Origin of the sequence: Altererythrobacter sp. KTW20L (genome assembly GCF_023501975.1) — a bacterium.
Taxonomy (GTDB): domain Bacteria; phylum Pseudomonadota; class Alphaproteobacteria; order Sphingomonadales; family Sphingomonadaceae; genus Alteraurantiacibacter.
Window position 1 is genome coordinate 215,039 of record NZ_JAMFLH010000005.1, and the last position, 12,417, is coordinate 227,455.

At 66.7% G+C, this 12,417-nt stretch carries 11 protein-coding genes; 2 read left to right on the forward strand and 9 right to left on the reverse strand.

What is annotated here, in order from left to right:
- A complete protein-coding gene (locus tag M3P36_RS06915) occupies window positions 1-543 on the forward strand; it encodes a pseudouridine synthase (RefSeq protein ID WP_249702520.1) in 543 nt (180 codons plus the stop codon).
- An 8-nt stretch (window positions 544-551) separates the two neighbouring features.
- On the opposite strand, the gene M3P36_RS06920 is transcribed toward M3P36_RS06915, so the two are convergent.
- Genes M3P36_RS06920 through M3P36_RS06955 form a run of 8 tightly spaced genes read right to left on the reverse strand, consistent with a single transcriptional unit; the run spans window position 552 to window position 10,186 of the window.
- Window positions 552-1,154: a carboxymuconolactone decarboxylase family protein gene (locus M3P36_RS06920; protein ID WP_249702521.1), complete on the reverse strand. Its 603-nt coding sequence runs from the start codon at window positions 1,152-1,154 to the stop codon at window positions 552-554.
- A 17-nt stretch (window positions 1,155-1,171) separates the two neighbouring features.
- A complete protein-coding gene (locus M3P36_RS06925) occupies window positions 1,172-1,777 on the reverse strand; it encodes a CDP-alcohol phosphatidyltransferase family protein (RefSeq protein ID WP_249702522.1) in 606 nt (201 codons plus the stop codon).
- A gap of 5 nt (window positions 1,778-1,782) precedes the next feature.
- Complete coding sequence (locus M3P36_RS06930; protein ID WP_249702523.1) at window positions 1,783-3,036, reverse strand: NupC/NupG family nucleoside CNT transporter; 1,254 nt, start codon at window positions 3,034-3,036, stop codon at window positions 1,783-1,785.
- A 24-nt stretch (window positions 3,037-3,060) separates the two neighbouring features.
- Entirely contained in the window at window positions 3,061-6,087 is a 3,027-nt protein-coding gene (locus tag M3P36_RS06935; protein WP_249702524.1) for a TonB-dependent receptor, read from the reverse strand.
- Entirely contained in the window at window positions 6,084-8,231 is a 2,148-nt protein-coding gene (locus M3P36_RS06940; RefSeq protein ID WP_249702525.1) for a dihydrolipoyl dehydrogenase family protein, read from the reverse strand. The genes M3P36_RS06935 and M3P36_RS06940 overlap by 4 nt, the downstream gene beginning before the upstream one ends.
- 57 nt (window positions 8,232-8,288) lie before the next feature.
- Window positions 8,289-8,483 (reverse strand): anti-sigma factor family protein, encoded by a 195-nt coding sequence (locus M3P36_RS06945; protein WP_249702526.1) that lies wholly within the window; start codon window positions 8,481-8,483, stop codon window positions 8,289-8,291.
- A 2-nt stretch (window positions 8,484-8,485) separates the two neighbouring features.
- Window positions 8,486-9,070, reverse strand: a complete 585-nt coding sequence (locus tag M3P36_RS06950) for a sigma-70 family RNA polymerase sigma factor (RefSeq protein WP_249702527.1) — start codon at window positions 9,068-9,070, stop codon at window positions 8,486-8,488.
- Window positions 9,071-9,073: 3 nt separating this feature from the next.
- The gene (locus M3P36_RS06955; protein ID WP_249702528.1) at window positions 9,074-10,186 is read right to left on the reverse strand and encodes an FAD-dependent oxidoreductase; all 1,113 of its coding nucleotides are present in this window, start codon (window positions 10,184-10,186) and stop codon (window positions 9,074-9,076) included.
- Between the two features lie 144 nt (window positions 10,187-10,330).
- On the opposite strand from M3P36_RS06955, the gene M3P36_RS06960 reads away from it, so the two are divergent.
- Window positions 10,331-11,095, forward strand: a complete 765-nt coding sequence (locus M3P36_RS06960) for a DUF1499 domain-containing protein (RefSeq protein ID WP_249702529.1) — start codon at window positions 10,331-10,333, stop codon at window positions 11,093-11,095.
- Between the two features lie 2 nt (window positions 11,096-11,097).
- Here the strand turns inward: M3P36_RS06960 and M3P36_RS06965 are convergent, their stop codons facing one another.
- Window positions 11,098-12,384: a sugar MFS transporter gene (locus tag M3P36_RS06965; protein WP_249702530.1), complete on the reverse strand. Its 1,287-nt coding sequence runs from the start codon at window positions 12,382-12,384 to the stop codon at window positions 11,098-11,100.
- Window positions 12,385-12,417 lie beyond the last annotated feature (33 nt).

A 12,417-nucleotide genomic window follows, 5' to 3' on the forward strand; every position in this document is an offset into this window, starting at 1 on the left:
ATGGCGCTGATCATGTTCAACAAGCCCTATGGCGTGCTGTGCCAGTTCTCGCCCGAACCAGGCGGCCCGCCGCGCCTGACGCTGGCCGATTTCATCGACAGGCCGGGCGTCTATCCGGCCGGGCGGCTCGACATGGACAGCGAGGGACTGCTGCTGCTGACCGACGATGGCCGCCTGCAGGCCCGCATCGCCGATCCGCGCTACAAGGCCCCCAAGACTTACCTCGTGCAGGTGGAGGGCGAAGCAGGCGAGGAGCAACTGGTCGCCTTGCGCGCAGGTGTGCGCCTGAAGGACGGCCTGACCCTGCCCGCCGAGGCCGAAGCGATCGACCCACCCGCCCTGTGGCCGCGCGATCCGCCGGTGCGGTTCCGCAAGACCGTGCCCGATTGCTGGCTCAGCCTGACGATCCGCGAGGGGAAAAACCGCCAGGTGCGGCGGATGACTGCGGCGGTCGGCCTGCCCACCCTGCGGCTGGTGCGCTGGGCCGTGGGGGACTGGACGCTGGACGGCCTTGCGCCGGGCGAATGGCGCGAGGTCGGGTGATGAGCGGCTCAGGCGTCGTCCGGAATGCCCCACAGGGCGGCCAGCGCGGTATAGCTGCGCGCGGCGCTGTGCGGATCATCCGTCGGTTCGCCGGCCATGCGCGCCATGCGGGCATCGAGCTCGGCCTGACTGGCGGCGAGCGGGTTCGACTTGATGCCCGATCCTTCGACAATGCGATTCATTAAGTTGAACAGCGCGCAGACACTCACCGCATCGAACAGCGCCTGTTCGTCCCACCCGGCGGCATAGACCGGCGCGGCGTCGGCATCGGTCATCATGGCGGGCGTGCGGGTGAGCTTGCCGACATAGGCCAGCAGCGGCTTCAACCTGTCATCCACTCCGCTGGTGGCGAGGTCGGCCATCAGCCCTTCGAACAGGTCCGCGTCCACCCCGAAAGCCCGCGCCGCCACCACATGCGCGCCGTGGCAATAAGTGCAGGAATTGATGCCCGAGACATAGGCCGCGATCAGCTCGCGCTCGGCCACGGTCAAGGGCGAGGGATCGCGCAGCAGGCGGTCATGGTATTCGAGCAGCGGCGCAACTGTGTGCGGGAAACGCTTGAAAACCTTGGCAAGATCAGGCTCTTCTGCGATCGACGGGAACACTGGCACGGGCGGGTCTCCTCAGGTCATTTGCGGAAAGTGCGGCGGGCGAGCGCCGTGCGCTGCACCACGGTAAGCAGGCATAGCGCGGCAAAGCCGTAGGCCAGCGGCACGAACATGGCAGGCCACAGGCACATGGCGACGAACACGGCAATGGTCTCGGCCCCTTCGGCAAGGCCGGTGGAATAGAAGAAGCTCTTGGTGCCATGCTCGCTGGCCATGCGGCCATGCTTGGCGGCCAGCGCGGCAAAGACGAGGAAGCTGACGGCGGTCAGCGTAAAGCTCGCCACCAGCACCATGGCGGCAGGCGTGTTGGCGGCGCTGGCAAAGCCGAAGCCCAGCGGCACGGCGAGGTAGAATACATAGTCGGCCACCATGTCGAGATAGCCGCCCCAGTCGCTCGGCCCCCTGATCCGCGCCACGGCCCCGTCCAGCCCGTCGATCAGCCGGTTGAGCAGGACCAGCGCGAGGGCGAGGACATAGTGGTGGTGGGCGATGGCGAGGCCCGCTCCCACAGCGGGCAGCAGCCCCGCCAGCGTCACCGCGTTGGCCCCTACCCCGGCGCGGGCGAGCAGGCGGCCCAGCGCATCGAGTGGCGGGTCGATCAGCGGGCGCAGTCGGGCATCGAACATGGCCGTCAGCTCCAGGTGACAAGGCCGATCACGGCCCCGGTCATCAAGGTAGCAAGGTTGCCCGCCAGCCAGCTCTTCATCCCCAGCGCCGCCACATCCTTGCGCCGCGCCGGGCACAGCGAGCCGACGGTGGTGACGATCAGCCCCACGCTGGCAAGGTTCGCCACTCCCGACAGCGCATAGGTCACGATGATGAGGCTGCGGGCCGACAGGGTGCCATCGGGCACGGCGGCAAGGTCGAGGTAGGCGACATATTCGTTGAGGATCGCCTTGGTGCCCATCAGTGCGCCAGCCGCCGGAGCCTCGCTCCACGGCACGCCGATGGACCACATCAGCGGCGCGAACAGCCAGCCGAACACGCGGCGCAGAGTAATGGCCGAGCCATCGACGAAGGGCAGCAGGGCCAGCACCTGGTCCACCAGGTTGACCAGGGCAAAGACCACGATGATCACCGCGATTACCGCCAGCACCAGCTGCATCCCGTCCATCGTCCCGCGCACGGCCGCATCCATCGAGCTGTCATAGGCAAGGTCCGGCTCGCCCGCGTCGGTGCCGGGGGAGCCATCACCGGGCACCATCAGGCGCGCAATCAGCAAGGCGGCGGGCAGCGAGATCAAAGAGGCGACGATCATATGACCCACGGCATTGGGCACCGTGGCCGACAGGGTGGTGGCATAGAGCACGAGGATCGCGCCCGATATCGTCGCCATGACCATGACCATCACCGCAAACAGTTCGGCGCGGCTCATCCGTTCGAACCAGGCGCGCAGGATCAGCGGGGTTTCCACCACGCCGAGGAAGATCGTGCCGCCCCCGCCCAGCCCGACGACGCCGCTCACCCCCAGGGTGCGGCGCAGTGCCCAGGCAAGCCCGCGCACCGCCGCTCTCAAGATACCCCAGTGCCACAGCAGCGCCGAGATGGTGGACAGCACGATGATCAGCGGTAGGATCTGGAAGGCGATTACCACCGGCGGCGATGCCCCTTCCGCCAGCGCGAACGGCAGCGGCGCTCCACCGAGATAACCGAACATATAGGACGATCCCGCCAGCGTTGCCCGCTCCAGTGCGAACACAGCCTCATTGGCAAAGCCTACCACGGTCCACACGAAAGGCACCTGCGTCACCACCAGAGCGATGGCGAACTGCAGCAACAGCGCACCACCAATCCAGCGCAAGCTTGGACGGCGGTTGCGATCCTCGGACAGGGCCCAGGCGAGCAGCAGCACGGCGGCAAGGCCGACCACCCCCTGCAGGTTCATCAATGCCCCCATCATCCCCACCCCCTAAAAGCGGTATGCCGCGCCAAACTGGAACTGGCGCGGCGGCCCCGCATTGCGCTGTACGAAGGGTGCCCCGCCCCCGAACTGTACCTGGTTGGACGTTGTGGCGGCGTTGGCAAAGCCGCTTTCGTTGTTGGTGTTGAGCACGTTGAACACATCAGCGCTCAATTCCAGTCCACCAAGCCCGGGAATGGCGTAGCGCAAGCCCAGGTCCAGAGTGGCCGACCACGGCAGGCGACGCGAATTGCGGCTCTCTCCCGGCCAGCGGTCGGAATTGCCGACGAAGTTCTCGCCGAATGAAGCCCCATCGCCGTTCAAGTCCTGCGTGCCGAAAATGCGCGCATCGGGCACCAGGTTCACCGGCTGGCCGCTTTGGAACAGCCCCGCCAGGCTGACGGTCAGGCCTTCCACCGGATAGGCATAGCCGACTGCCGAGATCACGTGCCGCCGGTCATTGGCGGACGGGCCCCATTCCGTGGTGAAATCGTTGTTGGCGGCGCGGAAGTTGATGTCATCGGTGTCGTTGGCGAGCTTCGACAGGGTCCAGGACAGGCGGAAGGCATAGGGATCGGTTCCGCGCGCCTTGTTCGCCTGAAGCACCAGCGCACGGTATTCCGCCTCGCCTTCAGTTTCCGACACGGTGATCTGCCGCGCTCCGCCTGCCACTAGCGGAACCGGGCGCGAGGCATCGGCATCGGCCTGGCTGCGGACAAGGCCGAGCGATTGGGCCAGAGCCAGCCGCGCGGCGTTGTCGGGCTGGCTTTGCAGCAGGGCGATGTTGGCCTGCGTCAGGTTGGCCACATTCGGCGTGAACGGGCTTGGAGCATTAAGATCGCGCAGGCGCACGAGGTTGCGGGTGCGGCTGTAGATCAGGTCGGCCGACAGGGTGACCAGCTCGCTCGCCTGGAACTGGTAGCCGGCGCTCAGTTGCACGGCATAGGGGCTGTCATAGCCGGTCGGGCTGAGGATGCGCGCCTCGTTGATCGTGGCCGTATCGCGCAGGCCTTGGACTGCGTCGGGGCCAGGGCAGGCGGCGACCGTGGTGCAGGTGGGCGAGACGGTGAGGCTGCCGTCGAAGGTGATGGCGGCAAGATCGGTGCCTGCGGGGATTACGCCGAGACCCTGCAACTGCGCCAGCTGCGCCAGGAAGCCGGGCGACGTGGTGTTGCGCTGGAGCGCATCGGACACCACGGCATAGGACATCTTGCCATAGAACAGCCCTGCGCCCAGCCGCACGACGGAGCGCGCATCGGGCCGCCAGTTGAGCGATGCGCGCGGGGCAAAGTTGTTCTTGTCGCCTCCGCCGCCGCCCTTTCCGGTCAGGCTGTCATAGTCCCACCTGAGGCCCAGCGTGGCGGTAAGCTGCGAGGACAACTGCCACTCGTCCTCGATATAGAACGCGATCTGCTGCTGGCTGGTGCCGAAGCTGGCCGGCCGCAATTCGACCGCATAGTTCGCGACGGCTGGGTTGAGGGCCAGCACCTGCTGCGCTTTCAGGCCCAGTCCGGCGCCGCTCGCCGCCAGCGTGGCGAGTTGCTGCGCGGTCAGGTCCACGGTGAAGTTGCCATCGGGATTGCCGCCGCCAAGCAGCGCGAAGTCCGACCGGATCGCGTCCACGCCGAAGGTCAGGCGGTGATTGCCGAACTCGCGCCCCAGCCGGTGGGTGGTCTGCCAGCTTTCCTCCAGGTCGTTGAACACGAAGCCAGGATGGCCGACCACGCCAACGGTGAGGCCCGAAGGATCGCGGATCGCCACTTGCGGCCCGGCGGGGCCTGTTGGCTGGCCGTAATCCCAGCGGAACCGGCTGAATTGCAGCGCGCCGTCATAGGACCAGTCCTCGCCTGCATAGCTGGCCGTGGCGGCCACCAGAGTGGAAATGCGGTCCTGGTCCGATCCCGCGGAAGGGAACGTGACATTACCGCCGCCCAGCCCGCCGCCCGGCCGCTCGATAGTCACCCTGCCGTGGTTGGCGCGCAGGCCCAGCGTCCAGTCGTCGGTCAGCCGGTGATCGAGCCTGACCGAGCCGAGGAGGAACCGGTTGTTGCCGGTCACGGTGTCGGTCACGCCCAGGGCAGGCGTATCGACCACCTGCACGTTGCGGTCGCGGGTATATTCGAGGTTGGCGTAGAAGAAGGTCCGGTCACGTACGATTGGCCCGCCGATGGCGCCGCCTGCCTGGTACCGCTCGAAGCTTTCGCCGACCGCATTGCCCGACAGGTCGCGGCGCGGGAACGGGCTGTTGGCATCGAGCGGCTGGCCCGGGCGGACCGAGGCATAGACCTCGCCCGCATAGTCGTTGCTGCCCGATGGCGAGGTGTAGTTGACCACGCCGTTGGCCGTGCGCCCGTATCGCGCCGAGTACGAATTGGCGAGCACGGTGACCTCGCGGGTGAAGCCCAGCGGCACGGGAAACTTGATGCCGCCGAGGAAGTTCTCGTTGTTGTCGAGGCCATCCAGCAGGTAATTGGTATCAAGGCCGTTCGAGCCGTTGATCGAGATGCTTGGTGCTTCGGGAAAGAACCCGGTCGATGGCACCACGCTGGGCAAGCGGACCAGCGCGCCCAGCACATCGCGCCCCTCGATCGGCAGGGCCGCCAGTTCTTCCCGCCCGAGCGAGGCGGAAACCTCGGCATTGACCGTGTTGAGGCGGGTGATCCCGCGCGCTCCGGTCACCACGATGATGTCGCCACCTACCGGGCTGAGCCGCAGGGTCACGCTGCCGGTGAAGTTGGCGCGCAGGTCGATCGTGACAGGACTGCTGGCCTGATAGCTGTCGGTCGCGCCGGTGGTTACGCTATAGGTGCCTGCCGTGGTCAGGCCTTCAAGCCGCACGAAGCCCTGGGCATCGGATTGAACTGTCCGCGACAGGCCGATGGCCGGGTTATCCACCCGCACTTCGACCCCGGCGGCCGGTGCGCCGGTCTCGGCATCGACCAGCGCGATCTGCAGGCCTGCCTGCTGCGCCTGGGAGGGAACGGCAAGGGCGGACAAGGCGACGATGGCCGCCGCTCCGCAAAACAGCCGCATCATCCGCGCCTCCATGCGTGATAGCGTTCCACCAGGGCCAGCAGCCGTTCGGGCTTGCGCGCCTTCTTCCATTCGCCCGCGGCAAATTTATTCGCTTCGGCCATGGTCGGATAGGTGTGGATCGTGCCGAGGATCTTGTTGAGACCAAGGCCGTGCTTCATCGCCAGCACATATTCGGCCAGCAGTTCGCCCGCATGCTCGCCCACGATGGTGACGCCGAGGATCGTGTCCTTGCCCGGCGCGGTGAGCACCTTGACGAAGCCTGTCGTGGCGCTCTCGGCAATGGCGCGGTCGAGTTCGTGCAGCGGGTAAGTGGTGACTTCGTGCGCCACGCCCTGCTCCGCCGCTTCCTGTTCGTTGAGGCCGACGCGGGCGACTTCGGGATCGACGAAGGTGGTCCAGGGGATCACGCGATAATCGGCCTTGAACCGGCGGACCTCACCGAACAGCGCGTTGACGCTGGCATACCAGGCCTGGTGCGAGGCCACGTGGGTGAACTGGTAAGGCCCGGCCACGTCCCCTGCGGCATAGATGTTGGGGTAGATCGTGGCGAGATAGTCGTCGGTCGGCACGGTCCTTTCGGTATCGATGCCCAGTGCCTCCAGTCCATAGCCGGTCAGCCGCGCCTTGCGGCCCACGGCGAGGATCAGCGCATCGAACGGCACGGCATGTTCCGCGCCATTGTTGCCCACGACCAGCCGCTTTTCGTCACCGCTCTCCACCCGCAGCGCATCGTGGCCTGAAAGCACGGTAACGCCCGCAGCCTGCTGGCTGGCCAGCACCAGCGCCGACACGTCGGCATCCTCGCGCGACAGCAGTCGCTCTCCGCGATCGACCTGGGTCACTTCGGCGCCGAGCCGGGCGAAAGCCTGGGCCAGCTCGCAGCCGATCGGCCCGCCGCCCAGCACCACGATCCGGCGCGGCATCTCGTCCATTTCGGCGAACCGTTCCCACATGGTATCGCTGGTGACGTAGCCCGACTGGTCGAGCCCCGGCAGGTCCGGCACGATGGGCGCGGCACCGGCGGCGATCACGATGGACCGCGTGGTGAGGCGCTGGATTTCGCCATCGTCGCGCGCGATCTCCACCGTCCACGGATCGACGATTTTGGCGTAGCCCTTCACTACGTCCACGCCCAAGCCGGTGTAGCGTTCCACGCTGTCATGCGGTTCTATCGCGGCGATGATGGCGTGCACCCGCTGCATCACGGCGCGAAAACTGAACTGCGGCTCTGTGCCTTGCAGCCCATAGGCATCGGCGTGGCGTATCTGCTCGGCCACCTTCGCGCTCGTGATCAGCGCCTTGCTGGGCACGCAGCCATAGTTGAGGCAGTCGCCGCCCATCTTGCCTGCCTCGACCAGCGTGACCTTCGCCCGCACCGTGGCGGCGATGTAGGACGACACGAGCCCTGCCGCGCCTGCCCCGATCACCACCATGTTGCGGTCGAACCGGCGCGGCCTGTTCCACCGGGCATAGACCTTGCGCCGCTGGATCAGGCCCATGATCCACTTGCCCAGCCACGGTAGCAGCCCCAGCGCGGCGAACGACGCCAGCAGCCCCGGCGAGGCGATGTCCGACAGGCTCTCGATCCGCGCGAGCTGCGTGCCCGCGTTGACATAGACCACTGTGCCCAGCAGCATCCCCACCTGGCTCACCCAGTAATAGGTCCAGGTGCGGATCGGGGTCAGGCCCATCAGCAGGTTCACCGCGAAGAACGGGAACACCGGCACCAACCTGAGCGAAAACAGGTAGAATGCGCCGTCGCGCTCCATCCCTTCGTTGATCCCCTTCAGCCGCGCACCGAACCGCGCCTGTACCCAGTCACGCAGCAGGAAGCGGCTGGCGAGGAATGCCAGGGTCGCGCCGATGGAACTGGCGAAGGAAACCAGCAGTGTGCCCGTCGCCACGCCGAATATCGCCCCTGCCGCCAGCGTCATGATTGCCGCCCCCGGCACCGACAGCGCTGTCAGCAGCACATAGACAAGGAAGAACAGCGCCAGAACCAGCGCCGGATTGGCCCCGTAAAAGCCCAGCATCGCGTCGCGCTGCGCTTTCAGCGTGTCGAGCGTCAGGTACTGGCCAAGGTCGAATATGAACCATGCAGCCAGGGCCAGGGCCAGCAATGTGGCCAGGATAATGCGTTTCATCGGGCGATCCCCTTTATGCCTGTTACCAGACAGTGGGTCGTGCGGAAGGGGACAATCTTACACATTGCTGCCATCTTCTCCGCCGCCAGCATGATGCCGCGCAGCCTCGCCCAGCAGGGGCAACTGCCGCTCGAACCGCGCACAGGCGCTGCACATGGCGGCGTGGAGCCGCAGCCTCATCCGTTCAACAAGTCCCAGCGGCCGCTCGCGCGCTTGCGACATCAGGAAGGTGGCGTTGTGGCAATCGAGCATGGTCAGCTTTCCCGGTCAATCCAGTGGTGTTGCAGGCAGGCGCGCAGTGCGAGGCGTGCGCGGTGGAGGATCACATGAAGGTTCTGCGTCGTCAGGCCGAGCTCGGCGCAAATCTCGCCCGCCTCCAGTTCCACCACCTCGCGCATCAGGAACACCCGCCCCTGCTGCGGCGGCAACTTGTTGAGGCAGGCATCGAACTGGCCGAGGAACTGGCGCGAATGGATGTCGGCTTCGGGATCTTCCCAGCGCGCAGGCCTTGCCCCGTCGCGCCACATCCCGCGCCGGTCGAACAGGGCGGGCAGCGGGCCGTCGTCCTCCGTCCCGCATAACTGGCTGGCAGTGACCGGCCCGCGCTGGCGCTTGCGCAGCATGTCGGCAATCTTGTTCTTGAGGATGGCGATCATCCAGGTCTTGAGCGCCGCCTCGCCGCGAAAGCTGACGGCATTCTTCAGGGCTCCGGCCAGCGCCTCCTGCACCACGTCCTCGGCCTCGTCGTCGTTCCCCAGTTGCAGCCGGGCGAACCGCAGCATGTCGCTGCGGATGCGGGCAAGGGCGGCCGGATCGATGGGGGATGGAGGAGGCGGCATTGGTCAGGCCCCCTGCGAAGCGGTTGGAGACCGGCGATGGCGCGCCACGAAGCCCCGGTCGATACGGTCCTTCAGCCACCAGACCAGCGACCCGGCCACGCACAACTCGCCCCACGAGGCAATGGCGCGGCGGTCTCCCGTGGACATCAGGTAGAGCGTGCGGCGGCGCGGCTGGTATTCGCGCAAGCCTCCCCCGCCCAGCCGCGCGCGGATATTGGCGGCGAGCACCGGCCCCGCCTTCACCGCGTGGACACCGGAGCGCGGCAGCTTGCGGTCGATCCGCTCGACAATGTCGCCGGCCGCCATGATCGCCGGATGCGACGTGCTGGCAAGGTCCGCGCCGACTGCCGCATATCCGGCATCGGTGCAGGCAAGGCCTGATTGCGCCAGCCAGGCAGGCGCGCGGCTGCCGGTGGCGGCGATCACGTGGTCGGCGGCCAGGAACGAGCCATCCGATAGCTGCAGGCCGCCCGGTGCCCCTGCTGCCTGGGCAAAGTGGAGCGTGACCCCGCTGCGACCGAGCGCGCCAAGGGCCTTGTCCCGCACCCGCTGATGATGGCCAGGCAGGAAGCCTTCGTGCGGGCAGACCAGAGCAATGCTCGCGGATCGCTGGCGCAGGGCCCGGGCCGCAGCCAGTGCGATCTCGACCCCGGCAGCGCCGCCACCGACAACCGCCAGCGACAAAAGTCCTGTGGACTCCGCAATCGCCGTCCAGCCAGCCAGGAACTGTTCCACCGGCTTCACCGGCAGCAGTCGTTCGCCCAGCACCGCAAGGCTGGACAGGTCCGCCTCGCCGCCTGTGGCAAGCGACAGGAGATCGAACGACAGCGTGTCTCCCGAAGCCAGCGTCAGCAGCCGCCAATCGGCATCAAGCCGGGTTACCGCATCGTAGACCAGCCGCGCGCCGGCATGCTCGGCCAGCGGGGCAAGGTCGATCAGGCAGTCCTCCATGCGATAGTGGCCCGCCATCCAGCCCGGGACCATGCCCGAATAGGCCGTGTGGCGCGCGGGCGTGACCAGCACCTTTTCCGCACCGGGCAGGGGCTCGCGTGCCCAGTCGGTCAGGACCGCCAGGTGGGCATGGCCTCCGCCAGCCAGGATGATGCGTTTTGTCACTTGCCGCCCCTAATGGCCCTGTTGCCGCGCTTGTCCGCAACGCGAACTACCCTCTTGTCGCGGCAGCCGCGCAAACCTTACACGACCAAAGGTCCATGTCCGCGCCAATTGACTCCACCCGGCATACCTGCTGCTCTGCGCCGCATGAATGATCAACAGCCCGCATCGCCGCAAGCCGCACCCGCCATGTGGGCTCCGCGCCTGTCGAAATGGGCGCTGGTCGCCATGCTGGTGGCGGTGGCCATCGCCTTCATCGGCCTGACCCTGGCGCGCTATGATGTCATCGCCAAGCTGTCCGGCTTTTCCGCCTTTCTCGGCGGAGGACTGGTGGCGGTGGTCGCCTTGCTGCTGGCGGTGCTGGCCCTGCTGATCGGCTGGAAAACGGGCAATCCGGCAAGGCCCAAGGCGCTGGTCGCGCTGGTAGTGGCGCTCGCCTATGTCAGCTTTATCGCCACACGGCCGATGGCGGCAGGCGATGCGCCTTCGATCCATGACGTGACTACGGATATCGCCAACCCGCCGCAGTTCGAAGTGCTGGAACTGCGGGAGGATAACCTCGCCGGGGTCGGCACGGTGGAGAACTGGCAGCAGATTCACGCCGCAGCCTATGGCGATCTCGGCCCGGTAACCCTGCCCCTGCCGGTGGCGGAAGCGACCCAGCAGGTCGCCCTGCTGGCAGCAGCCGAAGGGTGGGACGTGGTCACCACCGATCTGGCGCGCGGCCATGTGGAAGCAACCGCCAGCGTTTCCTACATCCGGTTCTACGACGATGTCGTGGTCCGCGTTACCCCTGCTGGCGACAACAGCTCGCGGATCGACATGCGCTCGGTCAGCCGCGTCGGCGTGGGCGATCTGGGCGTCAATGCCCGCCGGGTGCGCTCCTTCCTGAGGAAGCTTACTGCCAGCTAGGATCAGGCCGGATCGGGTGCCGGTCGGCGGGCATAGAAGCCGAAGCCGGCAATCACCGCATAGCACAGGGCCGGAAGGGCCAGCGCCTGGGCGAGGCCAACCTGATCTGCCAGCGCGCCATAGATTGCCGGAATGATCGCGCCACCGGCAATGGCCACGTTGATGATGCCCGAACCGTCCGCCGCCTTGGAGCCGAGCTTCTCGCAGGCGAGCGAGAAGATGGTGGGGAACATGATCGCGTTCATCAGGCCCACGGCCAGCAGCGAATAGCCCGCCACCTCCCCGGTGGAGTTGGCCGATATGGCGATCAGGGTGATGGCCCCTGCCGCCACGGTGGCCAGCAGCAGGCCCGGGCTCACCACCCGCAACAGGCCTGAACCGATAAACCGCCCGACCAGCGCCCCGCCCCAGTAGAGCGAGATCAGCTTGCCTGCCTCCTGTTCGGGCAGGCCCAGGACATGCCCCTGCATCAGGTAATTGACGATGAAGGTGCCGATGGCGACTTCTGCCCCGACGTAGAGGAAAATGCACGCCGCGCCATAGCCGAACCGCGGGCGGGCGAGCAGCTTGAGACCGTCGGCAAAGCTCGATGCCTCGTGCTTTTCGCCCTTCAGCCGGTTGCGGAACATCCACACGACCCCGGCCACCACGGCCAGTGCCGCTGCAATGCCGAGATAGCCGTTCACGATCGCCTGGCTTTCGGCCTGCCGGTAAGCGGTCAGTTCCACGCCGGAAAGCTGGTCTGCCGTTATGGCCGCTAGCGATCCGAGGATCAGGATCGCCCCGAAATAGGGGAAAATCGTGGTGCCGAGGGAGTTGAACGCCTGGGCAAAAGTCAGGCGGCTGTGGGTGGTGGATACCGGACCCAGCAGGCTGATCAGCGGGTTGGCCACGATCTGCACCAGCACCACGCCTGTCGCGAGAATGAAATAGGCGAACAGGAACACGCCGAACACCGCGCTCTGGCTGGCCGGGATGAACAGCAGGCAGCCGACCAGCATGGTCAGGAGGCCTGCCACCGCGCCGCGCATGTAGCCGATCTTCTTGACGAGCTGCGCGCCCGGAATCCCCACCACGGCATAGGCGATGAAGAAGCAGAACTGCACCAGGCTCGCCTCGAAGAAGCTGAGGGTGAACAGCTCCTTCAGTTTGGGAATGATCACGTCGTTGAGCGAGGTGATCCCGCCGAAGATGAAGAACAGCGCGAAGACGAAATAGTTGAGGCCCGGCGCCTCCACCTGCGGGCGCGAGGCCGCGCTACCGGGTGCCAGGTCAGGTGCAAGTGCCATCGGTATTCTCCCCCCGAAACGAAGTCGGTATCA